Origin of the sequence: Microseira wollei NIES-4236 (assembly GCF_020521235.1) — a bacterium.
GTDB classification, from domain to species: Bacteria; Cyanobacteriota; Cyanobacteriia; order Cyanobacteriales; family Aerosakkonemataceae; genus Microseira; species Microseira wollei.
On sequence record NZ_BLAY01000044.1, the window covers coordinates 17,250 to 41,843 of the forward strand.

Sequence of the window (24,594 nt, forward strand, 5' to 3'; positions counted from 1 at the left end):
AAATTGTCAAGGTTACGTGCATAGTTTTGCATTTAAAGCACTGACGCACGCGCGGCCAAAAACGGTGATGCGTCAATCTCGCGACTGTAAACCCACGATTTTTCGGATCGCCAAAGTTTTTTTGCGTAAGTCCTGATTTAGCTGGCACGGCGTTTTGTCGCCAAAGCATCCTATATCTATAACCCGCTTGGGTGATTAGTTTCACGCCTATGTGCAGCTAAAATAATTTAAAATCAAAAATAGGGAAATGCTCTCAAGTTGATTCAGGTTAACCTCTAGTTTTTAAACGCCTAATTACAGGAAAATGACGCAATCATTATTACTTGAAATTTTCGATAACGCTCGACCAACTGCTGCTCAGACAAAGGCTCTGATTCAGCTTGAAAAAGCTCAACAGAATATTCAATACAACCAAAGTATTATTTATGAATATTTATTATATAGCGTTAAGATAAAAGAGCCTGATGAGATTTTGCAAGAATTTAAAAAAATATTTATTTATTCTGGAGGAATCCGTTACTCAAAAGCGCTGATTGCTATCTCTGAACTATTGTTGGGGAATGATGAATTAGAGTTTAGAAATACCCTGAAGCGATCTTGTTATATTCTGCTCAATAACTGGTATGCTACCAGGCAATATCAAGGGATTAACGCTCTAATTAAAATCTTCATTGAATATAAGATTGGTGAAAAAACTGGCTCGCCAACCTTAGACCGTCTGCAAAAATGGATAGTTAATTTTATTAACAGCAAAGATTATCAAGAACTTAATTTGTTTGTGGCAAAATACAATGTCAGATCCCATTGGAAAAATCGCTTCACTTCTTACCTATTAGTCCCTCAATATGTGGATTTGAATAATCCAGTAGAACAGCGGTCAGCTGCCAAAATATTTTCGCAGCAATTGAAAGATCAGTTTAAATTTGAACTAGCTATGTACACCGCGCGTTCTCAATCTGCTGTTGCTAATAACCACCGGATTAAAAACCCAACTGGATTGGGGGATGAGGTTTTGCCTCTGGTGAAAGCGATTGTACTCAGGCGTGGCGCATTCAGCTATACAAACCTGGCACATATTTTTGTTAAACAAAATCAAAATATAACCTATAAGTATTTTAAGAAAAACCTGATAAAATATTTGATATTTGATGTGGAAAATGAAAATTTTGCTAAGGTTGTAAGTAAAAACCTGGCAGGTAAATTAGAAAGGATTTATGAAAATTATGATGAAGAAAGTTTGGAGAATTCATTAAGATTCCGAACTTGTAATCGAGTCATAGAATATTTAATTACAAATAATAAGAAAGAACCTTCTGAGCTATTCATTCTATTGCTGACCCAAGGACACGTACTAAATTTAGTCGTGGTTTTAGTAAAACTGGTACTAATTTGTAAGAACGTGCGGGCGCATTTAGAAGCTTGTCTGGCAGTGGCGATCCAATACTACGAAAAATATCCAGAAGACGAATGCCAATGGTTGATTAATTTTTTAGAAATTTTAAACGTAACATTGGCAATTTATACTGAAGATGTTGAATACAATTTAGTCCAGATGCCAAATGCTAATGCTGCGGAGAAGAATTCGTGCTTGGCTCTGGATGGATACCGAATTTTTTCCCAGTTTAAGGAAGATAAAAAAGCCGAAAATTATGAAGATTGGTCATAGAAAATTACTCGATCAATTTGGCTCAATCAGGAAAAATGCTAGATGAGCAATTAGCAATTAGCAATTAGCAACTGGCGTTACTTTTTAATCAGGTGAAACCAACGTTCGTACAGCAAAGCTAGTGCAGCACCAGCAGCTTCAGCTAAAATACTGACCAAGCGGTTGAAGGCGACGACGCTGAGGATAAGACCATCAGAAAAGTATCGATCGAGGAGAGCGATCGCAGTCACTTCAAACACGCCAATACCTCCCGGCGCGCCCGGGGTAATCAAACCCAACATCCAAGCCAAACTAAAATCCCCTAAAATCAAAATCATCTGGTTGAGATCCACAGGTTGGAGAGCGATCCAAGTAAACAAAAAACCAGCACTTCGCAGTCCGACAAAACCCAATTCTCCCAGTAAAGGTATGAGGGGATAATGTTCCATTTTGAAACCAGTACCATGAGGCGGGGTAGAATCTTGTGACTGAAGCTTCAAACGACCCATCAAAGCGATCGCTTTGTTCAAACTCCAGGGATGAACCGCCATCAGCACGGCGGGTAAACCGAGAAATTGCCACCACCTGTATTGCTGGGGTAACCCCATCCCGACGATCTGGATACAAATTAAAGCAATCAATAACGCCGACGCCGCCATTAGCAGCGGTTCCAACAACACGCTTAAAGTAGCCGCACCTCCGGAAGCACCAGCAGTTTTAACCGCTCTCACTCGTCCGTAAAAATGCCAAATATTACCAGGTAAATACTTAGCAAAATTGGTCATCAGGTAAACTCGGACACCCCAAGGCCCGCTCAAAGGTTGGTTTAATTCCCTGAGAATCCAACTCCAAACCCAACCAGACCAAACGTGAGCGAGTAAAGTGACCAACCAAGCGATCGCTAGATTTGTCCATCCAGCACTGGTAATCCGGATTGTAGCGACTTCCTGCCAGTTATCCTTAAAAGTTTTGACCAAAAAAAACAGCGTCCCGCCTAGAATTACCCAGCGCAGGTAAGGCTTTAGAGATGAAATAATTTTCTTCATTTTGACGGCGATGTAAAAGTTTTACTACTGGCGTTGAGCCGCTCCTAAAACACAGGGGACGAGAACGCCCGGTGCAGGTGCAAATCTCTCTGGGCGGGATGTCTATATCTCTAGTGATAGTCTAAGAAATTCTAAGTTTCTAGCCGCAGGATGATTGTAGTTTTACTGCCAATCAATAAGGTAATAAATAAGAGTTGTTTTGTTGACTCGCTCACTTGCCTACCCTCACACACCATAACAGTTGTAGCAAAGAATCTTCAGGAATTTTAAAACAGAAGGAGGAAACTTGACTGTGAAATTCTCTAAATTTGTTGGAGCTAGTCTTCTCGCCTTGAGTTTGAGCGTCCCCGCCGTTTTACCCGTATCTGCTCAAACGACGACCAATCCGAATGTAGACACCGACCGTCGCACCGGGACCCAATATCGCACCGAAGACCGCGGCTTTGATTGGGGTTGGCTGGGATTGCTTGGTTTAATCGGTTTGGCTGGTTTAGCCAAGAAGCGCGAAGAACCCGCGCGTTACCGCGAACCCAATGAAGTGGGTACTCCCGGTCAGCGGTTCTAAAAACAGGACTTACGCACTTCGGAGGTCAGAAACCGGGTTTCTTGGTATAGAGTTTCTCTGGGTAAGGGCGATCGCCTATCCACCAAGAAGGCTTTAGGAGTTTTGCCTACAGCCTTCTTTCGATTACTTAATAAAGTTTTGTAGCTAACTATTTGAAGGGCGGGCGGGACGCCCACCCCACAAGATGTTTCCTGATTTTGTGGGGTAGGCATCCTGCCTGCCCCCTACCCCACAAGATGTTTCCTGATTTTGTGGGGTAGGCATCCTGCCTGCCCCCTACCCCACAAGATGTTTCCTGATTTTGTGGGGTAGGCATCCTGCCTGCCCCCTACCCCACAAGATATTTCCTGATTTTGTGGGGTAGGCATCCTGCCTGCCCCCTACCCCACAAGATGTTTCCTGATTTTGTGGGGTAGGCATCCTGCCTGCCCCCTACCCCACAAGATATTTTCTGATTTTGTGGGGTAGGCATCCTGCCTGCCCCCTACCCCACAAGATATTTTCTGATTTTGTGGGGTAGGCATCCTGCCTGCCCCCCACCCCACAATATTTTTCCTGATTTTGTGGGGTAGGCATCCTGCCTGCCCCCCACCCCACAATATTTTTCCTGATTTTGTGGGGTAGGCATCCTGCCTGCCCCCTACCCCACAAGATATTTTCTGATCATGTGGGGTAGGCATCCTGCCTGCCCCCTACCCCACAAGATATTTTCTGATCATGTGGGGTAGGCATCCTGCCTGCCCCAGGTATTTTTGCGACGGGTTTTTTGTTTAAATACCTGTATTTTTTAGTTTTATTCCTTTAGCTAGTTGCGTTACCATTCTCTCTCTAAAGTTAGAAGCAAATTCTCCCTTGCCTTCACAATAATGCGACCTCAGCTAGAGGAATTAATCTTGATTTTTTTTCTATCCTTAACAAGCGTTGGATAAAAATATGGGAGTCAGCCATGAAACAGTTGAATGGGTTCTTTAAAAAACTGCAACTGCGTAAAATATTGACTGTGTTTTTAGCAGGTGCGTTGGTATTTCTTAGCACCGCTTGTAACCCTGGTGATGCCAGAGGGGCGCGTCCGAACAACCCTCCAGTGCAAGCGGGTGGGGCAAACAACCCTTACAAAGGTGGTGGAGATGGTTACACCAATTTTAATTCATCTACCGACCCTCGCATTAACAACCAAACTGGTAAAGAGCGGGCAGATTTACAGCTTAATTCCGAGCGGCTGATTGTCGCTTCTGGGCATCAAGAGCTACTTTATCCAGGGGCTGAAGCACCGGCAGGTACGTTCGAGAATGGAAAAAAATTACCGATTAAAACTGCAAAAGACGCAGAAAAACCTCAACCGGGCGGGCTGATTCAGCGCCAGGAAAATTTAGGCGATCGCATCAGCGACCGTCTGGAAAAAGTTCAGGAATCTTTCTCAGAAGCGTCTGAATTCTTAACAGATAAATCTGAAGAAATCCAAAAAGGAGGCGAACCTATAAACACCGTAACCAAAACGCATAAGTAATCGATGTTTTGGCCAATCATGTGAAATATAATGCAACAATCGGTTACTTAAGAAAAGATGGATTTGCCCTCGGATGCGTTGGCAGTTAAACTCTAACAAAACTCAAAAAAGGGAGGAAATATTCCGATGAAACGAATCATTTCTTTTTGGCAAAATATGCGGATTGTCCGAATTGTTACGGTGTTTTTGGCAAGCAGTTTCTTATTTTTCGCGACTGCTTGTAACCCCAGTAACTCAGTGCAAGCGAAAGCTCTAGATACCAAGGCATATCCGGAACAATACGTGCCGAAAAATGCCATCACTAATCCCCGCGAAGGTGGGATGAATCAATTTAGCGATGTCGATCCCAGAGCCGACAGAACGGGAGTTGAAGCAAAGGCAAATTATCTGGAAAAAAAAGCTGAACAAAATCTCCAAAAGCGCGCTGACACCCCCGAACAATACTTTCACAATTACCGTTCAGGCACGCCTCTAGGCGAAAGAATTGAAAACCTTGGTGAGGATATAGGCTCTTCTGTTAAAGAAGTAAACGAAGGAGTTACTAAGGGCACTCAGCGGGGACTTGAAAACATCAAAGAAAACACTCAAGATGCCGCCTATGACGTGAAAAGTAGTGCCAAGCAAGCAGCATCTAATGTGAAGGAAAATGCTCAAGATGCAGCTTATAAAGCTCAGCGAGCTGCGGATGATGTTTCTAGCTATGCTAAAGACAAGTCCCGCGAATTGGATCGCTTGGATTAATCCACTCGCTATTTAACTCAAGTTGCTAGTTATCTCTCTGGGAGCGGCTAATGGCTAATGGCTAATGGCGAAATTGGTAAAAATCCAAGATTAGCAATTAGCAATTAGCAATTAGCAATTAGCAATTAGCAACGCCCTTGTTTATAACTAGCAACTTGCGTTATTTAGCACCGAAGACTGAACTTGAATTTAGCCTCATTTTGGATTCAATAGCTTAGGTTCCCCCACCGATATTACAGGTTCTGGTGGGGATTTTATGTATGATAAATTTCCTTTTTGCGATGGGACGCTAAACATTTCAGGACTGATATCATGTCCAATAGCAACGGTTGTGTAACTGCTAATAGTTAATCGCTAATGGCGGCTCTCTGGCAATTGAATTGCGAGCAATTAGCAATTAGCAATTAGCCATCCATACACTACCGATACCTAAGGACATGATCTGACGCAAACACCAAAGTTTCTCTGAAAAATCGTCGCAAGAGAACTAGAGATATGCACACCCCTAGCACTCGCGTTCGCAGCAACAAACTTTGGTGATAGGATCGTCGTGCGTAAGTCCAGCATTTCTACCTGCGATTAGGTAGCAAAACCATCTTCTAGCTTGAGGTTTTTATCATACATTGGAGCTAAAATCGGCGAGTTCTGCCCTGGTTTTTCGGGGATAATATACCCGGTAGAATTATCCCAAGAATCCAGCGGGATGGAAGCTACACCAGTTTCGAGGGGTAGATTGATACTATTTTTGAAATTGGTGACAAGACAGGTTACCCCCGCAAGTAAGATCTCGTTTGCCATTAGCTGTGGAGAGATGTTGGGAGCAATGTTATTTTCAGGGGTGTTTTGCGCGATCGCACCCGTTCGTAGTAGGTGCTTGGGCGCCGCCGCACTCGTCACTGGATCTACATTAAAATCCTTCGCAGCAGCATCTTCCAAACTAAAACGATCAAAATCAGCATCGATAGTATTTCCAGTTACGCTATCGACCATTGCGGCACTAGACTTTAAACCTTTTGCTGCTGTTGAATTTACACCAGCAGACTGCACGATTGTCCCATTAGCCGTTGAAGTCAGGATTGTTTCTACCTGCGCCGGTGACAGATTGGGATTGGCACTTAAAGTCAAAGCAGCGACACCCGCCACATAAGGTGAAGCCATCGATGTGCCAGTGGCGAATTCATAACTATTACCCGTCCAAGTAGAGTAAACATTAACCCCAGGCGCAACTACATAATCTAACTGTGTATTTCCGGCTTGCAAAACCCAGGCATCTGATTATTTCGATTGACTGCCCCAACAGCAATCCCATAATTGGTAGAATAGCGAGCCGGATATACAGGTTGGGATTTAGATTCGTTGCCTGCTGCCATCACAACGACAACGCCTTTTTCAGCAGCATATCTAATCGCGTTAGCTTCTTGACGAGAAGTAAAATCGCCTCCCAGACTGAGGTTAATTACATCAGCACCGTTATCGACAGCATAACGAATTCCGGCAGCAATATCTGATTGGGAGCCTCCGGATTCACCTAACACTCTCACGGGCATAATTTTGGCATTAAAAGCGACTCCAGTTGTGCCAAAGCCATTATTTTCTGCTGCAATTATTCCCGCTACGTGAGTGCCGTGTCCTTGTTCATCCATCGGAGCGCTATCATCAGTTACGAAATCCCAACCCCGGACATCATCAACAAAACCATTGCGGTCATCATCCAGGTTATTTCCAGGAATTTCGTTTGGGTTAACCCAAATATTGCGATCCAAATCACTATGGGTGTAGTCAACTCCCGTATCAATTACAGCGACTACAGTTCCTTGTCCCCTGTATCCCTGATGCCAAACTTCTGGCGCTTTAATTGCATCCAATCCCCAATTATTTCCTCCTAGAGCGGGGACTTCGGCAAAAGGACTTCTTCCAATGGCGGCGGCTACCGCCCCTGCGGCATCGACCAAACCATAGCCAAAGTTACTATTAAAAGGATGCTGGGATAAAGCAGGTTTTTCATTCAACCCAGAAGAGCTGAAATTCTGCCGCACTTCTACAAAGCGAGAAACAGCTTGACCTTGGTTTAAACCAAAACTCAAGGGTTGATTCATCAGTTGACTATTATCAAAATTATTTTTTTTGGAGGAATTAAGGTCAATAAAAGCCGAGGTTTTATGCAATTGATAAATCCCGGATCTATCCAAAGATTGGGGATAATTCAATCTGGTTAAAACTCACTTGCTATCGACTAACGGTGGGGCTAGACTGTACAGCGGATTGCCAGCGAGTGAAGTCAAGCCTTCTGGCTTCGTTTGTATAGCGGCAGCATTAATGCTGCCGCTATACAAACGAAAGTGTACCTCATGCGCCTGCAATCCGCTATAATTTCTCGATTGCTCTAATGCTTGCCAATCGCTATAATTTCTCGATTGCTCTAATGCTTGCCAATCGCTAAAACCAGCCAAATCTAGACTGTTTTCGTCATAAAAATCTGGGTAAAAGAGGTTTTCCAGAGCGATAGGTCCAGATGTGGAGGAGGAAATAGTTGACATAAGAAATCTCCTACATAACCCAAGTTGCTAGTTATAACTTGTGACAGCGGTAATTGCTCGCTTGCTAATTGCTAATGGCTAATTGCTAATTGGGTTAACAGGCTTTTGCCTTCTTGACAACTACCCATTAGCCATTAGCCATTAGCCATTACCAGTACCGCTTGATGTAACTAGCAACTTGCGTTACATACTGGACAATCCAGTATGCCTTTTACTAGGGGTCTAATAACTCAAGTTGTTAGTTAACTCAAGTTGCTAGTTATTTCTCTCACAGCGGCTAATGGCTAATGGCTAATGGCGAGATTGCTAAAAATCCTAGATTAGCAATTAGCAATTAGCAAGCTTGCAATTTCTCTCACAGCGGCTAATGGCTAATGGCTAATGGCGAGATTGCTAAAAATCCTAGATTAGCAATTAGCAATTAGCAAGCTTGCAACGCCAAAGTTTATAACTAGCAACTTGCGTTAGTTACATCCCTTGGCGCTGGTAATGGCGTTCCCAGGCAGAGCCGTGGAAACGAGGGTAATTGTCAAAAGTAGGGGCGGGTTTTACCAATCAATCTGTGGCAAGAAACCGGGTTTCACCTGAAAAATTGTTGAGCAAGGAAAGAGATATAGGTCGAAACTTTGGTGATGGCCTCGTTAAACCCCCCTACTGCCAATGAATCCAATTACCAATTACCAATTACCAATTACCAATTTGTTTGTACCAACTTTGTAGAGCTAGGCGATGAATTTCGCGCCAACTTTTCTGATGTTGCTTTGCCAATGCTGCACAATCTTCGTATTCGGGTTGGACGTTGGTTAGGGAACCTTGGTGATAAGCAACTTTGACGCGCACTTCGCCAAAAGGCGTTTGCACCTGCTGAATTTCTCGTGGCAAAATAGTTCGTTGCTGAGTCGAGCGGCGAATTCCTAAAGTTGTTGTTTCCTGAAATAAAACTGCTTCGCAGGCTGATTGTTTTTCGGGATAACAAATAACTGTCAAGAGTATTCCTGCTCTTGACTTTTTCATCACGATAGGTTGGGAAAAAACATCCAATGCACCGGCATTAAATAAGGCGTCAAAGGTGTATGCGATCGCTTGCGGACTCAAGTCATCGATTTGCGTTTCCAACACCGAAATGGTTTCTAAATTGGTAATGGCGTTCCCAGACAGAGCCAGGGAACGAGGGTAATGGCCTTCCCAGGCAGAGCCAGGGAACGAGGGTAATTGGTCGTTGGCTGTTTCGCCAATCCATAATCGCAGGATGTTGGGAATGGGTAATTTTAGGGTTCCTGCGCCTTTGGCGACGCGGTGGATGGTCATGGGGGGTGGGGGACCAAAGGCGGTGGCTAGGGTGGTGGCGATCGCAACTCCGGTAGGGGTACACAATTCTTTCTCAATGCCGTTGCTGTAAACTGGTACGCCTCCCCTGATTTCCCACAATTTTAATACCGCTGGCACTGGCACCGGCATTACACCGTGGGCAGCTTTTACTGTCCCGCCACCCGTTGGCATTGCGGAACAATAAAGTTGTTCTATTCCCAACCAATCCAATCCCAAACAAGTACCGACGATATCTACAATTGCATCCGTCGCACCAACTTCGTGGAAATGAACTTTTTCTGGCGAAATTCCGTGTACTGCACCCTCGGCATCTGCCAGTTTACGAAATACTGCTAAACTCATCCCTTCCACCCGCGCTGGCAATTTGGCGCTGCTAATCATTTGCTCAATTTCTGGCAGGTAGCGTCCGTGGACGTGGGCCTCTCCCTCGTCGTCGTGGTGATGGTGGTGATGGTCTAATAGTTCAACATGCACTTTTGTAGCTTGTTGACCATTATGTTTTAATTGTTCAGCTCGTAATTCATACTCGTGGGCGATGCCCAAACTGCTGAGCTTTTCTACTATGTAATCAATTGGAACACCAGCATCTACCAGCGCTCCCAAACACATATCACCGGCAATGCCGGTGGGACATTCGAGGTAGGCGAGTTTGTTCATAATAGAAAGCTGATTCAGCTATATTTAATTCGCTTACAGCAGAGTTCGCAGCAACGTTTCCATTCCAATTTTGCCACAGATCAAAGAACTTTTTCTGTCTAACGATAGATTGCAAAATTTTTGTTTTTCCCCTTACAGACAACCGCAACCGCTTGTCGGTAATATCTGCTATGACAGTCACCCGTCGAGGTTCCAATGGCTACAATTTATAGGGTTCATCCGGATACACCCCAAGCTCGCAGTATAGAACAAATTAAGGAAGCCCTTCAGGAAGGAGCAGTGATGCTGTACCCTACCGATACGGTATATGCGATCGGTTGCGATCTCAAATCTAAATCCGGCGTACAACGGGTGAGGCGGATTAAACAGCTATCCAACGACAAGCCGCTGACGTTTTTGTGTCCGTCTTTATCCGATGTGGCAACCTACGCTTGGGTAAGCGACTCTGCTTATCGGATGATGAAGCATTTAATACCTGGTCCATACACGTTCCTGCTACCGGCAACCAAGTTAGTCCCCCAGCTGGTGATGAATCCCAAGCGCAAAACTACCGGGATTCGGGTGCCAGATCATCCGGTTTGTCAGGCGCTGTTGCAGGCGTTAGACAATCCGATTATTTCGACTTCGGCTCATTTAGTCAGCGAGGATGAAACCTTCCCGAAGGGTAACTTGGAAACGAACGGCTTTTACTCCAAGGAGGAACTGTTTGACAGTATGCACAAACTGGTGGATGTCATGGTGGACGATGGCTCGGAACCGGGTTTTGAAGTGTCAACGATTCTGGATTTAACGGGAGAAGAGCCAGTTGTAGTGCGCCAGGGACTGGGTTGGGAGGCTATGGCGGCTATGCAATTATAGGGAGGCTTGGGGGGTTAGACTCACCCATCAAGCCAGAAAAGGTAACTTACCCGTTCTCAAATTTAAAATCCGCATAACAAAACCTTTTTTATCCAGTTGTTCGATTGTCCACTCGGAGGAGGAGTTTATGGGAGGACGGTTGTGGTGCGAAGTCACCGTCTCTAAATGCCCAAAACTCCCGCCCATATTGGGGTTGAGCCTGCTTTTATCCCCGGCACCTCTGCCAGGGGGAACCATAGTATTTTTTACCTAAATTTGACAGGTTATAACAGTGCCACATCGCCTTACCCGTGGCTAATGGTAAAGCCCTAAAGTCAAAGTGTAGAGAGAGTTAAGTGACTCGCTTTCCGCAATTGGCTGACTAGGTGCTGCGTCCCACAGGTAGGTGAAATTATGAAAGCTGCATATACAAATTTTTCCCTAGAGTCCGCTTATAACAATATCAACGAACCAGCTATCGCCACCGCATTCGATGTAGATGTTCTCGCCAACCTCCTCGCCAAAGAACTAGAAGCAGAAATTGCCTTAGATTCTCCCACTATTGAAGCGGTCGCTACTCGCATTGCTAAGGAAGTAGATCGCATTTGCGCTGCTAGTCCCCGCATCCAAAAATCTGGCTGTATCGGTTCTTGGCAACTTGGTTTGGCACGGCACCGCATTTCCAAGTGTCTCAAGTACTATCACCTCGGTGCAAAACAGGCGCGCATCGAACTGCACAGCACGCTGGGTGCGATGGTTTATCGCTATATGACACCGATGCGATCCCCCTCTAGCTTCCAAGGTCGCTATCACATGCTAGAAGACTTCCTGCAAAACTTCTACATCGAGTCCCTCTCAGCTTTCCGCCGCGAAAATCAAACCGCTCCCAACTACACTCCTCGCACCCAACTCCAAATCGCCGAGTACTTGACTTTTACCGAACAATATGCTCGTCGTCGGATCGGACTCCGTAGCGGTGGTTCGCAGCAGCTAATAGTGTTGAGGGCGCAAGGGTTTGTCCGCCGCCAGCCTGCGGAAACGACGATGGATATAGAACTGGCTGCCGAATCTGCCAAAAGCGACGAAGCGCAAGCGCATGGGAACTCATCGGCGATGCAGCAAGTACGAGCTTCGATGGTATCCGAGGCGGTCGATCCAACCGAGTCGGTGTTGCGCGATCGCGTGATTGAAGCCTTAATCAAATACCTGGCAGATCAAAAACAATCTGACTGCGTAGATTATTTGATTTTAAAGTTGCAAGACCTCTCTGCCAAAGAAATTGACGAAATTCTGGGCTTAAAACCCCGTCAGCGCGACTACCTACAACAGCGGTTCAAGTACCATGTAGAAAAATTCGCCCGCCAGCAAGAGTGGCAATTGGTACATCAGTGGTTGGGTGCCGATCTAGATGAAAAGCTGGGGATGAATGAAAAACAGTGGGAAACCTTTTGGCAACAACTCGAACCGCCTCTGCGGCAACTGTTGCAGCTAAAACGCGAGTCAGAAACCGATCGCGCGATCGCCTCCTTACTCAAATGGACGCCCAAACAGGTGCAAAAGCGCTGGTCGCAATTATTAGACAAAGCTTGGGAAATTCGTAACAGCAGCACTACTGCGGGTCAAACAATATGAAACCTCACAGGATACGGGTAGTGACAACTCCCACCGCTAACCGCAAGCGGTATAGCGGGGGCTTCTCAAATTCACAAATGAGAGTTCTTGCTTCATCGGCTGTGCATCCACGCTTGCCTCCACAAGCAGCAAACGGTTGTCCTACCGTCCGTTTCAAAACATTTAAACTTGCGTTCAAATCCCTGTCTAAACTGACTCCACAATTAGGACAATTATGAACTCTGACAGACAAATCTTTGATGACTCTTTCGCCACAATTAAAACACTCGATACTCGTGCCTTTAGCATCTACTTCTTGAGTATGCTTACCGCGTCTTACCGAAGAAAGCTTGCAATATATTCAAAAATGCGCCCCAAGCGACATCCAGTATCGATTTAGCTAGTTTAGTTCTAGCCAGTCCTTTGATGTTTAATTTCTCGAACCCAATTAAATCGTATGTTGCACATAGCCAATGAACCACCAAGTAATGAAAATCTTTTCTTTGTCTAGCAATATGCAGATGCCCTCTTGCTACTTTATTCGCTTGTTTGTGATAATTGTTATATCCTTTTTTCTTTCTAGATAATTGCCGTTGTTGACGGGCTAAAACCACTTGAGACTTGCGATAAAACTGTGGAACGGCAACTGCTTGGGCATCGCTAGTAGTTAAGAATTTCTCTAACCCCACATCAATTCCGCAAACAGATTTAATTTCATCAACAGGTACTGAAGTTGGAACAGTGTTATCTTCTAGCGAAAAACTGACGTACCAACCATCGGCTTTACTGATAATTGTTGCTTGTTTAATCTCGAAACCGTTGGGGATGGGACGGTGCAAGATAACTGGTATCTCACCGATTTTAGACAACTTTAAAGTGTTGTCAACCAGAGTGGATCCAGCTTTAGGGCTGTTGACTCTAGGAAAGGTGAAAGAGCAAATGTCGCCCGGTTTTTTAAACCTTGGCTTACCTCCTCTCTTGCCCGCTTTATCGGGAATTAGCCACCGTTTCCAAGCCTTATCCAACCGCATTAAATTCTGCTGTTGGCAGTCAGCATAAATATTTTTATATTCAGTAAATAATAATTTTGTCTCCTTTAGATCGGCAGCTTGTGAATAGTAATCTACTTGGTTTGGAATATCTCCAATTGGCTCAGAGACTAAGCTACATCTATCGACTGAAGAACGGGTGCGGCGAAGGTAATCTAATCTTTGTCCAAGAGCATAGTTCCAATGCCGACGCAGCAATTCACCCCAGTGGCTCAAGATCGCCGCCTGGTCAGGAGTTGGTTGCAATCGGTACTGATAAGTGAGTAGCATAGAATCATTGTATCGCGCTTGGCGCTATGCAGTGCAACAAGGGCTATCGATGTGTTTACTCCCTTAATATTCATTTGGTGCTAGTAACCAAATATCGGCGCAAGGTCATCAACCAAGAGATTCTCTTAAGATTACATGAAATACTTGCTGGCACTTGTGAAAAGTGGAATAGAAAATTAACAGATTTCAACGGCGAATCCGACCACGTTCATTTGGTGATTGATTTTCCACCAGATGTTGAAATCAGCAAGCTAGTTAACAATCTTAAAACTGTTTCAAGTCGATTAATTCGTAAAGAGTTTACTGATGTTGTATCCCTTATTTATAGCAAGCCCGTGTTCTGGACAGGTGCTTATTTCGTTGCCAGTTGCGGAGGTGTTACCCTTGACCAAGTTAGAAAATATGTTGAGAATCAGAGCGAGATTGCAGAGTAATTGGCAATTCGTCACCCACCCCACTCACCTCTTTGAGCGGTGGTCAAAATTGGTCGGGGGTGGGATTCCTCATTGCCCTGCTATCCCCCTCACCGCCAAACGGAGTACCGTTCTGGCGGGAGTACCCCGCCGTTGAGATGGGTAATGAGTATTTATTACTCATTACCCATTACCCATTACCACTTATGACTCTGATTGAAATTAGGTATAAATACGTTAGTGCTTAGAGTGTTTAAGTTTGCTAACTTAGTCTTAACAGTTATACACAGTTGGTTCTAGTCAGCCCATCGTCAAGGGCGCATAACTTGTCGTGGCAGTCTTTGCCACACTGACACCTTGCTGCGGTTGGGTTGGACTATAGTAAACAATCCCAGCAAAATTCTATGGCGGTTATGGCAGTTAATCTTCAACCCTTAGAGTCAACCCAAGTAGCAGCACGAGATGTATCGGCACTCAAACAGGTGTTCGAGACAATCGATCCGGAAAGTTGTCCGCGCTCGTATAATTTTCACATGCACACGATCGCCTCGGATGGTAAGCTGAGACCCCAGGAGTTGATCGAGCAAGCGATCGCCAACGGTTTGCAAGGGCTTGCCATTACCGATCACCACAGCGTAAACGGCTATCTGCAAGCGAGTTGCTGGCTACAAGAGTGGAAACAATGGTATCAAGATCGCTCCCAATACCCAATTCCGCACCTGTGGACGGGGGTAGAAATTAACGCCGACTTGTTGAATACAGATGTCCACATTCTCGGTTATGCCTTCGATCCAAAACACCCATCGCTACAACCTTATTTGCAAGAATCCGGTGCTAAGGGCGATCTAGCAAAGGCAGGTAACGTCATTGGGGCTATCCAAGCTGCGGGGGGTTTGGCGGTACTGGCGCACCCGGCACGGTATCGGCGATCGCCTGACGACCTAATCCACGAAGCTGCCAAACTCGGCATCGACGGAGTTGAAACTTACTACGCCTACGATAATCCTACCCCCTGGCGTCCCAGTCCCAAGCAAACCCAACTGATGCAGAAATTAAGTGCATTTTATGGATTGCTTAACACCTGCGGTACGGATACTCACGGTCGCAGTTTGTTGACGCGCCTGTAATAGACCTGTTCAAAAAACAACCTCAAGGGCAGGCAGGATGCCCACCCCACAAGAGATATGGTCGAAGTCTAATAGTCCTGTCTAAGAAACTGCGAGTCAAACCTCACCCCCACCCCCTCTCCTGCAAGAAGAGGGGTGTTTTTTTTGACTCGCAGATTGGCATATTAGATTTTTACGCATCCGATCTTGTTCGGTTTTGTCTTTCCACCAAAGAAATTTTAAATCCGTTTTGTATGAGAACGCCGTTCGGTGAAACGCAGCCAAGTGGCTAGTGCAGCGACTGCAACAATGGAAGCACAGCTAAAGGTGAAGAATGTTTCTATCGGTGACATAAGGCTACCCAAATTGTTTTGATCTCTCTGTTGGAATCTATTACCTTTTTATCAGCCTTGCCATGGGTGAGTTATTTCGTTGCACTCGATCTATCTTAATTAAATTTATTAAGGTTGTACTCAAGGCTGGAAACCCCAAGCAGATAGATGTTGCAAAAATCTTTGGGGTAGGGGTGCGAGTATTTTTAGGTTGGGGTACTGGGATTTATGGGGGTGGGGTACTGGTATTTTTATAGTTGCAGCAGCACGGCGGGAGAAAACCTTCTCCCTAAGGGCAAAGCTGATTGATGCCGTGGCGCTACTGGTATTTTTATAGGCTAGTCCGCGAAAAACCCGTGTCTTCAGACCTTGTCGTTAGATCAAATCCGGTTGCATCGGAATAATTAAAATTGGTTGTAGGGGCACGGGAGAAAACCTTCTCGCTAAGGGCAAAGCTGATTGATGTTCCCTACAAGGATCGTTGATAAGCTGCTACGCACCTAATTTGAGAGCCAAATTTTCCCTTCTTCTTGTGGGGTGGGCATCTTGCCCGCCTCTTTATTGGATTTAAATGCGTAGCAGCTTACTTACGCAAAGAAACCGGGTTTCTCTGAAAAAACGTGGCTTGGGAAACCAGAGATCAAGGAAGAAACCCGGTTTCTGAACTGCGACTCACAGAAACCGGGTTTCTCTGAAAAAACGTGGCTTGGGAAACCAGAGATCAACGAAGAAACCCGGTTTCTGAACTTCTAAGATTAAACATTCACGAAATTCGCTGCTGTGAGAGTGGTTGTATTCACCCCATTCAGAATGGCGAGAACTTCACTACCAAAGCGGATTTCATTGCCACTAAAGGTTAGCGAACTGAAGGTCAAACCACCAGAAAGACCAATCAAATCTGGACCTAGCTGGAAGTCACTTACAGTATCGGTGCCTTCCCCAGGGGCAAAGATAAAGGTATCTGGGCCATTGCCACCTGTTAAGATGTCATTACCAGCACCGCCGCGCAGTTGGTCAGCACCTTTGCCACCATTGAGGGTATCGTTACCCGCACCGCCGTTGAGAATGTCATCGCCGCCAGCACCGATCTGGAGATCATCTCCCAGCAGCAAGTCATGACCATCACCGCCGTTGAGGATATCCACACCAGTGCCACCAACTAAGGTATCGTTGCCAGCAAAACCGTTGAGGGTGTCTTGACCATTGCCACCGTTGAGGAAGTCATCCCCGGCGCCACCGTTGAGGAGATCGCTACCGTTACCGCCGTTGAGATTCAGTCCGGTAACGGGAGTCACTGCTACCGTCACAGCACCCGTACTGGTGAGACTGCCATCGCTGAGGGTGTAGTTAAAGCTGGCGTTGCCTGTGAAACTATTGTCTGGGGTGAACAGGATCAAGTCATCGCTAAAGTTGGAGGGAGTGCCAGCATCATTGAGAGTGACAGTTCCGCCTACTGCGCCGCTAACACCAGTAATCCGCAAATCCCCAGTTGGGTTATCGACATCGGTATCGTTGGCGATCAGGGTGCTGGTAGCAATGGTGAGGGGGGTATTTTGAGCGGTGGTAACGCTGTCTGCATTGGCTACAGGTGCATTGTTTGGGGTAGTAGCTTCCGCAAATTGAAAGTTATCATACACCAGGCCGAACGAGTCGGACGCATCGATCTTAATACTGGTAATGTTGCTGTATGATGATAAATTCACGACATCTAAGGTGTCGGGATTGCCATCCGTGACGAGATTAACCTGTCCAGCAAACTCCCCCATCGTATAGACATCAATTAGAGCCCCTGTACCCGTGACGAAATCGCCACTTACTGTAAACGAGAGATTATTAACAGCTTGAGCAAAATCTACGTAAAGGTTTCCATTTAAATCTTTGCCGTTTGCGGCTGCGATACCGTTGTTGGATGTGACTAGGACCTCTCCCCATGGATCGGTTGAAAATGTTGCTTCTTGGTACGGATCGCCAAGCGATTGAAAAGAACCAAGGAACTCGTCAAAATTGATTACTGTTGTCATGGCTATTACCTTTGTTGTTAGTTTCTCTTTGGTTTGGGGTTGAATCTCTTTGATTCGATATAACTTGGCGAGATATCGCTTCTGCTAACAGAGAAACCCCTCGCCCCTTTCTCTGTTAGCGTTCAGCGATTGAGAGATTGGTGTAGGGAATGGTGTCCGGTGCTACCCGATGGGTGAACAACCCTCGGTACAGAGAGGGGAATTTGCTCCTCTTTTTCCCTGAGTAAACACTTACGCGGGCAAGAGACCCCACATCCTACACCCTAGACAAGCTAAATAGTTACGAAACTAGCAGCCGTCAGCGTCGTGGTATTAATACCCGTCAGGGTTGCCAAAATTTCATTGGTGGAAGTCACCACAATCTGATTTCCAGAGAAACTCAGTTGTGCAAAGGTCAAACCACCCGTTAGACCAATCAAATCTGGACCTAGCTGGAAGTCACTTACAGTATCGGTGCCTTCCCCAGGGGCAAAGATAAAGGTATCTGGGCCATTGCCACCTGTTAAGATGTCATTACCAGCACCGCCCCGCAGTTGGTCAGCACCTTTGCCACCATTGAGGGTATCGTTACCCGCACCGCCGTTGAGAATGTCATCGCCGCCAGCACCGATCTGGAGATCGTCTCCCAGCAGCAAGTCATGACCATCACCGCCGTTGAGGATATCCACACCAGTGCCACCCACTAAGGTATCGTTGCCAGCAAAACCGTTGAGGGTGTCTTGAGCATTGCCACCGTTGAGGTAGTCATCCCCGGCGCCACCGTTGAGGAGATCGCTACCGTTACCGCCGTTGAGATTCAGTCCGGTAACGGGAGTCACTGCTACCGTCACAGCACCCGTACTGGTGAGACTACCATCGCTGAGGGTGTAGTTAAAGCTGGCGTTACCTGTGAAACTATTGTCTGGGGTGAACAGGATCGAGTCATCGCTAAAGTTGGCGGGAGTGCCATTATTGTTGAGAGTGACAGTTCCGCCTACTGCGCCGCTAACACCAGTAATCCGCAAATCCCCAGTTGGGTTATCGACATCGGTATCGTTGGCGATCAGGGTGCTGGTAGCAATGGTGAGGGGGGTATTTTGAGCGGTGGTAACGCTGTCTGCAATGGCAACAGGAGCATCATTAACAGCGGCGACTGAGAAGGTTTGGGTTTGTCCTGCTAAGGTGGCTGTGCCATCAGTGACATCGTAGGTGAGATTCACTGCACCATTAAAGTTGGCATTGGGGGTGAAGGTATAAGTACCGTTATTGTTGTTCACCAATGTGCCGTTGCTGGCAGTTAAGTTGGCAACAGAGAGAGTATCGCCATCGACATCGCTGAAACCTGCTAATAAGTCAGAACTATTAATGGTAATCGCAGTATCTTCAGCGGTATTGGCTAAAGTAGCAGTGGGTGAACCAACAGGAGCATCATTGACCCCATTGATAGTAACAGTAACAGTAGCGGTATCCGTGCCGCCATTGTTATCGCTGATGGTGTAGGTGAAGCTAGTCGTTGCGGTTTCCCCGACAGCTAAACTTTGAAAGTTACTGCCAGGACCATATTGAAATGTGCCGTTAGAGCTGAACCCAAAGTCTCCAAGGAAACCAGTAAAGTCAGAATTGGTAATGGTAATGACATCCCCATTTAGGTCACTGTCGTTATCCAGCAAGTTAGCGATGATAGCTGGGAAGCTGGCATCTTCATTGATGCTGTAACTATCGTTTACTGCTACAGGGGCATCGTTAACTGGGGTAGTCGCAGATATATTCTCAAAGAACTGGATATTGCCGTATGCTTCCCCCACAAAAGCATCCAAGTCCCCATCATTATCAATATCGGCAAAGGTGGGTGCAACAGAAGTCCCCACATTCGTCAGTCCAAAGGGGTTGGTGACGGGAGCGGCGAAGCTGGGAGCAGATGTGGTTCCCGTGTTGCGGTAGAACAGGGTATCGCCGTCATAATTACCCACAAAAGCATCCAAGTCCCCATCCCCATCAATATCGACTAAGGTGGGTTTAGCATAATCCCCCACATCCGTCAGTCCAAAGGGGTTGGTGACGGGAGCGGCGAAGCTGGGAGCAGATGTGGTTCCCGTGTTGCGGTAGAACAGGGTATTGCCGTCACGATTACCCACAAAAGCATCCAAGTCCCCATCGTTATCGATATCGGCAAAGATGGGTGCAGCAGAATTCCCCACATCCGTCAGTCCAAAGGGGTTGGTGGCCTCAAGAGTGAAGCTGGGAGCAGATGTGGTTCCCGTGTTGCGGTAGAACAGGGTATTGCCTGCATTATTACCCACAAAAGCATCCAAGTCCCCATCATTATCGATATCGGCAAAGGTGGGTTTAGCATAAATCCCCACATTCATCAGTCCGTTGGGGTTGGTTTGGGGTGATGAGAATTGCGGATCTGTTGTATTGACTGGTGGCATGATTACTTTTCTCCTGAGTTAGATATACGGTTAATCAACTTATGTGTCTGACGGACTTCCCCCACCCCAGTTAAATAGGGCATCAGGTGTCGTCCGACAAACTGCCACAGGCGCGGATATTGAACCGAAACCGAACCTGTGAGGTAGCTGACATCACTGTTAACTTGACGACGTATCGCCTCAGCTAACAGAGAAACCCCTCGCCCCCGCTTCTGGAATGGTTCAGCCATTTCCAGAGTGGTGTAGCGAATTGTGTCAGGTGCCACCCGATGGGTTAACACCCAACCAATTACTTCCCCCCGATAGCGCAATCCCAGGCTAGTTAGGGGTTCTAAGGGGCTATCCTTGGCTGTTGGCGGCAGGGGTAATCCTGCGGCTTCAAACCAAGGAAACACCTCAAAGGTTGGAGGTAGGGGAAACTTGTTTAACCAGGGGGCTTGGGCAATTTTTTCTGTAGCGGTTTTGCCTAGCACCAGGGTAGTTTGGGGAGTTTGCCATTGCAGCTTTTGCAGTAGCGGTTCTAATCCTGTATTGGTAAGTGAAGTGGTGGAATAGCTGAGGATTAATTCCACACATCCTTGTTGCGCTAATTCTCGTTCTAAATAGGCTACTAATCTTGTCCCAATTCCTTGATGGCGGTATTCAGGTAAGACAAATAGAGAGATAATTTCAGCTTGTGTGGAGTTAATACGTTCAGCAATAGCAAATCCCACCATTGAACCTGCTACGGAAGCCGAAAGTCCAGTTAATTCTCCTTGGGGTGGTTGGGTTTGCCAGCGTTTCTGTAAGCGAGGAAAGGTGAATTCATCGTAATCTTTGGCATTGCTGGTATTGAGATGATACACCCGTTGGTAACGGACGGTCTGACCTAACCCCCCCAACCCCCCTTCCCTAGTAGGGAAGGGGGGAGCATGATTACTCCCCTCTCCTTGCAGGAGAGGGGCTGGGGGAGAGGTCGGTCTTGTAGTCTTACTCCCCTCTCCTTGCAGGAGAGGGGCTGGGGGAGAGGTCGGTAATCCCGCAACAGGGGGTGCTATACCTAAACTAGGACGTTGGGCAGTGGGTTTAGTGGTAACAATTCCCCCACTATCAGGAAACGTCACCAAGCGCTGTATTTCATCCCCCTGTAACCCAATCGCCTGTGGTTGCGACACTCCCGGCAAAACCACCACATCAAATAGTTCTTCAATTACACTCTGAAAATACAGCCAATGCAGCGGTTTCCCCGTTTGCAAATCAATTACCATCAAGCCACATTGGGGCTGATTTCCCTCAGCCATTAAGCGTTTTTCCAGAGCTAATCCCGTAAAATTATGGGAACGTAATTGAGATAGCCCGACGAAGGCGAAATTTCCCCAAAACGCTAACCCGCGCACAAATCCAGGACAGAAGGTAATGGGTACAAATTGATTTCCCTCGATGTAACCTAATTCCCCAGTACCGGAATTGAGTATCCATAATTTCCCCCGATACCAACGGGGAGAATGGGGCATAGATAAGCCAGTAGCGATGATTTCGTTATGGTTAACATCGATGACTACTCCCCCATCAAGCCGATGATTACGCCACCCGGCGGCTGTATCGGTGCTACTACAGGCGGTGACATAAGCAGGTTTCCCATTTACCATCGCCAATCCATTGAGATGACAACGATCTTCTGCTACTAATTTAGAGATAAATGAGGGTTTCCAGAGGGGTACAAAACTGTAATCTGGACTGAGAGTAGCTAAACAACTAAAGTCAGTATTGACAAAAATCACTTGTTGTGAATTGTCAAGTACTACATCATGGACGTTAAGATCTCCGGTAATCTGGGCGGTACGGGGGATGTAGAGGCGATCGCATTCCCCATACTTTTCTCCTGGTGCGAGGCAATTATCAAACCGCCAAATTTGATAGCGGGTACTCATGTAAAGAGAATCATCCGCCCCATATAAGCCCATTGGTTTATCAAATAAACGCTCATGGATACTCAAGCGCCCATTGGATTTATGACCAATAAAAATCAGGCGATTAGTTTGGTAAGTGGTGCAGGCTAGACTGATATTTTGTGTGGCTAACCAGGCGGTTAAATCTGGGGAGATACTAACTTCAAATTCCTTGGGGTATTCAATCATTTTTTCTCAAAAAATCTCCCAGCAAAATTACCTATCAGCTAGCCTAATTTTCAGAGCAGCGAGTTATATCATGTCAGGCTTTTCACCATTAATTAAAACTCAGAGCGTCCTCCCGTCCCCGTGTCAGGAGCATCAGTCGTAACTATGGGTATTCAAGCGGACATGATATTATTGCCGTTCTCCTACTTTTTCGGGGTGAAACTCTGTACTTTTTTACACCCAAAAGTACCTTAGCAATATTACGGGCATCAAAAAATACATAAAGTTAGCTATTGCGGAAGTGATTCCTTAAACGAATTTTCCGGAAAACTTAATTTATTCTTAGAAATTAAATTTAAAACATATTTTTGCGCGTTTATCAAGGGATAAAATTAGCTATTTTTGGGTTTCAAGTTAGCTATTTTAGACCGGGTAAATTTGATAAAATATTTGTATTCAAGTAAAAACCTGTTTGATTTGTTGTGCTATGACGAGTGCTTCTGCTGAGGAAATTCTTGAGTTCGTGGTTGAATCAATCAAAAATAAAACTCAAAAAGAACTGAATTATATCCAGAAAGTCTTACTCCGGGAAACACTAAAAAACCCCAAAAAAAGCTATGGACAAATTGCCCAGGAACAAAAATATTCTTCAGAATATATTAGTCATACGATGGCGCCGCAATTATGGCAAATGCTTTCTGATATTTGGGGAAGAAGAATTAGCAAGAAAAATTGTTACTCCCAGTTATGCAGCATACTAGAAAAAGAGAAAAAATTAGATAATTTTCAGTTTATCAAAACCAAACAGCAGATTGAATGTCCATTTACAGATAGTCCAATTGCTTTAGATTCGCCTTTTTATATCGAGCGCTTTCCCATCGAATATAGGTGTTATCAAGAAATTATTAATCCCGGGGCATTAATGCGGATTAAATCTCCCAGAAAGATGGGAAAAACATCTCTCTCTAAAAGAATTATCGCCGTGGCTAAACAATACAATTACGCAACTGTGTACCTGAGCTTAAATTCAGTAGAGATTCAAATATGCACTTCTACGGCAAAATTCTTGCGCTGGTTTTGTGCCAACGTAACTCGACAGCTAAATTTAGCTTCTCAGCTAGATGAATACTGGGATGAGGATATCGGAACTTTAGTGAGTTGTACCGCCTATTTCCAAGAATATCTGCTGCCAGAAATCGATTCCCCGATGCTGCTGGTATTAGATGAAGCGAATCAGTTGTTTGAGTTTCCCGCCTTAAGCCGTGATTTTTTCGCTTTGTTGCGCGGCTGGCATGAGGAAAGTAAGTACAATTTGATTTGGCAAAAACTGAGGCTTGTTATCGTTAATTCTACAGATTGTTATATTCCCTTAGATGTAAATAGATCGCCGTTTAATGTCGGTTTAGCCTTTGATTTACCACGGTTTACCGCTGCCCAGGTAGAAGAATTAGCCCGAAAGTATGGAGTTCAGCTATCATCAACGGAATTGGCGCAGTTAATGAGTTTATTAGGAGGATTCCCTTATTTAGTGAGTTTAGCGCTTTATCATACTGTGATGGACAATATACCTTTAACTGAATTATTAACTACAGCCGCAAGCGAAACCGGAATTTTCCGCCAACACCTGCACGAACAATTAAGTTATCTGCAAAAGTATCCTGAGTTAGAGTCAGCTTTTCAGCGAGTTTTGAGGGGGAAAGCACCTGTGGTATTAGATCAAGTGTGGGCATTTAAGTTAAATAGTTTAGGTTTGATCGATCTCAAGGAAACGGCGGCTACTGTGAGTTGTCAGTTGTATCAAGATTATTTTAGGAATTAGGTGCAAATACAGCGGATTGCTTTTCGTGTGAAGTACAGCCTTTTGGCAGCAGTGTGCGGGCTGCCATTTTTGCTGCCCGCACACTGCTGCCAAGGTGTACCTCTTGCGCCTGCAATCTGCTATATAGCGGATTGTGACTTAATAGAATACACTTGATTTTTCGTAAGTTACTCCCTTCGGTGCCGGAAGAATTTGTACTGAATGAACCGCGTTCGCGTAGCGTGCGCGCCAGCGCTTAGACGCGAAGAACAGGAAGGAAGAGAAAAGAAGAAGTACATAATTTTCTAGCGGGATGGGAGTAATAGCCCGTGTAGACGGGCGCATTTTGTATAGCGGCACCCTTAAGGGTGCCGCTATACAAAATGCGCCACAAAGGCTGTATTCCAGCAAGTCGCTTTCCCGCTATAAAAAGATGGGGCGGGCAAGATGCCCACCCCACAAGAGTTACTAGAAACGCTATAAAAAGATGGGGCGGGCAAGATGCCCACCCCACAAGAGTTACTAGAAACCGCGGGCAAGATGCCCACCCCACAAGAGTTACTAGAAACCGGGTTTCTGGGAAGCTCTCTGGCTCTAAAGTGACGATAATTCCTTGAAACCCG

General features: G+C 45.7%; 22 protein-coding genes and 1 pseudogene. 10 read left to right on the forward strand and 13 right to left on the reverse strand.

The features are described 5' to 3' along the window. Positions 1 to 304: 304 nt before the first annotated feature. Positions 305 to 1,666: a Sll1247 family protein gene (locus MiSe_RS16175; protein WP_226581746.1), complete on the forward strand. Its 1,362-nt coding sequence runs from the start codon at positions 305 to 307 to the stop codon at positions 1,664 to 1,666. A 77-nt stretch (positions 1,667 to 1,743) separates the two neighbouring features. Here MiSe_RS16175 and MiSe_RS16180 read toward each other — a convergent pair whose 3' ends face one another. Continuing rightward, entirely contained in the window at positions 1,744 to 2,691 is a 948-nt protein-coding gene (locus MiSe_RS16180; protein WP_226581766.1) for a lysylphosphatidylglycerol synthase transmembrane domain-containing protein, read from the reverse strand. A 292-nt stretch (positions 2,692 to 2,983) separates the two neighbouring features. Here MiSe_RS16180 and MiSe_RS16185 point away from each other — a divergent pair, with 292 nt between their 5' ends. After that, entirely contained in the window at positions 2,984 to 3,256 is a 273-nt protein-coding gene (locus MiSe_RS16185; protein WP_226581774.1) for a WGxxGxxG family protein, read from the forward strand. On the opposite strand, the gene MiSe_RS16190 is transcribed toward MiSe_RS16185, so the two are convergent. Genes MiSe_RS16190 through MiSe_RS16200 form a run of 3 tightly spaced genes read right to left on the reverse strand, consistent with a single transcriptional unit; the run spans position 3,253 to position 3,936 of the window. Next, positions 3,253 to 3,468 carry a hypothetical protein gene (locus tag MiSe_RS16190; RefSeq protein WP_226581784.1) on the reverse strand — a complete coding sequence of 72 codons (216 nt, stop codon included), beginning with the start codon at positions 3,466 to 3,468 and terminating at the stop codon, positions 3,253 to 3,255. The two genes, MiSe_RS16185 and MiSe_RS16190, sit on opposite strands and share 4 nt — an antisense overlap. Before the next feature lie 12 nt (positions 3,469 to 3,480). Continuing rightward, positions 3,481 to 3,624 carry a hypothetical protein gene (locus MiSe_RS16195; RefSeq protein WP_226581791.1) on the reverse strand — a complete coding sequence of 48 codons (144 nt, stop codon included), beginning with the start codon at positions 3,622 to 3,624 and terminating at the stop codon, positions 3,481 to 3,483. 12 nt (positions 3,625 to 3,636) lie between these two features. Then, positions 3,637 to 3,936, reverse strand: a complete 300-nt coding sequence (locus MiSe_RS16200) for a hypothetical protein (protein ID WP_226581809.1) — start codon at positions 3,934 to 3,936, stop codon at positions 3,637 to 3,639. Positions 3,937 to 4,202: 266 nt separating this feature from the next. Here MiSe_RS16200 and MiSe_RS16205 point away from each other — a divergent pair, with 266 nt between their 5' ends. Next, positions 4,203 to 4,763, forward strand: coding sequence for a DUF6658 family protein (locus MiSe_RS16205; RefSeq protein WP_226581819.1), 561 nt, complete (start codon positions 4,203 to 4,205; stop codon positions 4,761 to 4,763). Positions 4,764 to 4,889: 126 nt separating this feature from the next. Next, positions 4,890 to 5,504, forward strand: coding sequence for a DUF6658 family protein (locus tag MiSe_RS16210; RefSeq protein ID WP_226581823.1), 615 nt, complete (start codon positions 4,890 to 4,892; stop codon positions 5,502 to 5,504). 579 nt (positions 5,505 to 6,083) lie between these two features. Here the strand turns inward: MiSe_RS16210 and MiSe_RS50970 are convergent. The 4 genes from MiSe_RS50970 to larC all read right to left on the reverse strand — a co-directional run bounded on the left by MiSe_RS50970 (position 6,084) and on the right by larC (position 10,027). Continuing rightward, the gene (locus tag MiSe_RS50970) at positions 6,084 to 6,764 is read right to left on the reverse strand and encodes a S8 family serine peptidase (protein WP_264196517.1); all 681 of its coding nucleotides are present in this window, start codon (positions 6,762 to 6,764) and stop codon (positions 6,084 to 6,086) included. Further along, a complete protein-coding gene (locus tag MiSe_RS50975; protein WP_264196518.1) occupies positions 6,740 to 7,711 on the reverse strand; it encodes a S8 family serine peptidase in 972 nt (323 codons plus the stop codon). The genes MiSe_RS50970 and MiSe_RS50975 overlap by 25 nt, the downstream gene beginning before the upstream one ends. A 12-nt stretch (positions 7,712 to 7,723) precedes the next feature. Then, complete coding sequence (locus MiSe_RS16220) at positions 7,724 to 8,041, reverse strand: hypothetical protein (RefSeq protein ID WP_226581830.1); 318 nt, start codon at positions 8,039 to 8,041, stop codon at positions 7,724 to 7,726. Between the two features lie 684 nt (positions 8,042 to 8,725). Beyond that, complete coding sequence (gene larC, locus MiSe_RS16225) at positions 8,726 to 10,027, reverse strand: nickel pincer cofactor biosynthesis protein LarC (RefSeq protein ID WP_226581837.1); 1,302 nt, start codon at positions 10,025 to 10,027, stop codon at positions 8,726 to 8,728. Between the two features lie 195 nt (positions 10,028 to 10,222). Here larC and MiSe_RS16230 point away from each other — a divergent pair, with 195 nt between their 5' ends. Continuing rightward, complete coding sequence (locus tag MiSe_RS16230) at positions 10,223 to 10,885, forward strand: L-threonylcarbamoyladenylate synthase (RefSeq protein ID WP_226581859.1); 663 nt, start codon at positions 10,223 to 10,225, stop codon at positions 10,883 to 10,885. A gap of 27 nt (positions 10,886 to 10,912) precedes the next feature. On the opposite strand, the gene MiSe_RS16235 is transcribed toward MiSe_RS16230, so the two are convergent. Beyond that, positions 10,913 to 11,122: a hypothetical protein gene (locus MiSe_RS16235; RefSeq protein ID WP_226581861.1), complete on the reverse strand. Its 210-nt coding sequence runs from the start codon at positions 11,120 to 11,122 to the stop codon at positions 10,913 to 10,915. 156 nt (positions 11,123 to 11,278) lie between these two features. Here MiSe_RS16235 and MiSe_RS16240 point away from each other — a divergent pair, with 156 nt between their 5' ends. Next, entirely contained in the window at positions 11,279 to 12,496 is a 1,218-nt protein-coding gene (locus MiSe_RS16240; protein ID WP_226581864.1) for a hypothetical protein, read from the forward strand. 36 nt (positions 12,497 to 12,532) lie between these two features. Here MiSe_RS16240 and MiSe_RS16245 read toward each other — a convergent pair. Continuing rightward, positions 12,533 to 13,794 (reverse strand): annotated as a pseudogene (locus MiSe_RS16245) (RNA-guided endonuclease InsQ/TnpB family protein). A 26-nt stretch (positions 13,795 to 13,820) separates the two neighbouring features. On the opposite strand from MiSe_RS16245, the gene tnpA reads away from it, so the two are divergent. Beyond that, a complete protein-coding gene (gene tnpA / locus MiSe_RS16250; protein WP_226581867.1) occupies positions 13,821 to 14,228 on the forward strand; it encodes an IS200/IS605 family transposase in 408 nt (135 codons plus the stop codon). 392 nt (positions 14,229 to 14,620) lie between these two features. Beyond that, entirely contained in the window at positions 14,621 to 15,334 is a 714-nt protein-coding gene (locus MiSe_RS16255) for a PHP domain-containing protein (RefSeq protein ID WP_226581870.1), read from the forward strand. Between the two features lie 1,066 nt (positions 15,335 to 16,400). Here MiSe_RS16255 and MiSe_RS16260 read toward each other — a convergent pair. The 3 genes from MiSe_RS16260 to MiSe_RS16270 all read right to left on the reverse strand — a co-directional run bounded on the left by MiSe_RS16260 (position 16,401) and on the right by MiSe_RS16270 (position 22,194). After that, a complete protein-coding gene (locus MiSe_RS16260; RefSeq protein ID WP_226581873.1) occupies positions 16,401 to 17,666 on the reverse strand; it encodes a calcium-binding protein in 1,266 nt (421 codons plus the stop codon). A gap of 272 nt (positions 17,667 to 17,938) precedes the next feature. Next, on the reverse strand, positions 17,939 to 20,077 hold the full coding sequence (locus MiSe_RS16265) for a cadherin-like domain-containing protein (RefSeq protein ID WP_226581874.1): 2,139 nt from the start codon (positions 20,075 to 20,077) through the stop codon (positions 17,939 to 17,941). Positions 20,078 to 20,079: 2 nt separating this feature from the next. Further along, complete coding sequence (locus tag MiSe_RS16270; RefSeq protein ID WP_226581877.1) at positions 20,080 to 22,194, reverse strand: TIGR03032 family protein; 2,115 nt, start codon at positions 22,192 to 22,194, stop codon at positions 20,080 to 20,082. Between the two features lie 466 nt (positions 22,195 to 22,660). Here MiSe_RS16270 and MiSe_RS16275 point away from each other — a divergent pair, with 466 nt between their 5' ends. Together MiSe_RS16275 and MiSe_RS16280 are read left to right on the forward strand one after the other, a co-directional pair. After that, entirely contained in the window at positions 22,661 to 23,992 is a 1,332-nt protein-coding gene (locus MiSe_RS16275) for an AAA-like domain-containing protein (protein ID WP_226581880.1), read from the forward strand. Positions 23,993 to 24,339: 347 nt separating this feature from the next. Further along, positions 24,340 to 24,588: a hypothetical protein gene (locus MiSe_RS16280; protein ID WP_226581881.1), complete on the forward strand. Its 249-nt coding sequence runs from the start codon at positions 24,340 to 24,342 to the stop codon at positions 24,586 to 24,588. The last annotated feature ends 6 nt before the right edge of the window (positions 24,589 to 24,594 follow it).

Excerpts from the sequence above, each read along its gene's own strand:
- MiSe_RS16260 (WP_226581873.1), bottom strand. The coding sequence starts at position 17,666 with ATGACAACAGTAATCAATTTTGACGAGTTCCTTGGTTCTTTTCAATCG.
- larC (WP_226581837.1), bottom strand. The coding sequence starts at position 10,027 with ATGAACAAACTCGCCTACCTCGAATGTCCCACCGGCATTGCCGGTGAT.
- MiSe_RS16220 (WP_226581830.1), bottom strand. The coding sequence starts at position 8,041 with ATGTCAACTATTTCCTCCTCCACATCTGGACCTATCGCTCTGGAAAAC.
- tnpA (WP_226581867.1), top strand. The coding sequence starts at position 13,821 with ATGCAGTGCAACAAGGGCTATCGATGTGTTTACTCCCTTAATATTCAT.
- MiSe_RS16180 (WP_226581766.1), bottom strand. The coding sequence starts at position 2,691 with ATGAAGAAAATTATTTCATCTCTAAAGCCTTACCTGCGCTGGGTAATT.
- MiSe_RS16265 (WP_226581874.1), bottom strand. The coding sequence starts at position 20,077 with ATGCCACCAGTCAATACAACAGATCCGCAATTCTCATCACCCCAAACC.
- MiSe_RS16205 (WP_226581819.1), top strand. The coding sequence starts at position 4,203 with ATGAAACAGTTGAATGGGTTCTTTAAAAAACTGCAACTGCGTAAAATA.
- MiSe_RS16195 (WP_226581791.1), bottom strand. The coding sequence starts at position 3,624 with ATGCCTACCCCACAAAATCAGGAAATATCTTGTGGGGTAGGGGGCAGG.
- MiSe_RS16190 (WP_226581784.1), bottom strand. The coding sequence starts at position 3,468 with ATGCCTACCCCACAAAATCAGGAAACATCTTGTGGGGTGGGCGTCCCG.
- MiSe_RS16270 (WP_226581877.1), bottom strand. The coding sequence starts at position 22,194 with ATGATTGAATACCCCAAGGAATTTGAAGTTAGTATCTCCCCAGATTTA.
- MiSe_RS16235 (WP_226581861.1), bottom strand. The coding sequence starts at position 11,122 with ATGGTTCCCCCTGGCAGAGGTGCCGGGGATAAAAGCAGGCTCAACCCC.
- MiSe_RS16210 (WP_226581823.1), top strand. The coding sequence starts at position 4,890 with ATGAAACGAATCATTTCTTTTTGGCAAAATATGCGGATTGTCCGAATT.
- MiSe_RS16200 (WP_226581809.1), bottom strand. The coding sequence starts at position 3,936 with ATGCCTACCCCACATGATCAGAAAATATCTTGTGGGGTAGGGGGCAGG.
- MiSe_RS16175 (WP_226581746.1), top strand. The coding sequence starts at position 305 with ATGACGCAATCATTATTACTTGAAATTTTCGATAACGCTCGACCAACT.
- MiSe_RS16255 (WP_226581870.1), top strand. The coding sequence starts at position 14,621 with ATGGCAGTTAATCTTCAACCCTTAGAGTCAACCCAAGTAGCAGCACGA.
- MiSe_RS16275 (WP_226581880.1), top strand. The coding sequence starts at position 22,661 with ATGACGAGTGCTTCTGCTGAGGAAATTCTTGAGTTCGTGGTTGAATCA.
- MiSe_RS16230 (WP_226581859.1), top strand. The coding sequence starts at position 10,223 with ATGGCTACAATTTATAGGGTTCATCCGGATACACCCCAAGCTCGCAGT.
- MiSe_RS16240 (WP_226581864.1), top strand. The coding sequence starts at position 11,279 with ATGAAAGCTGCATATACAAATTTTTCCCTAGAGTCCGCTTATAACAAT.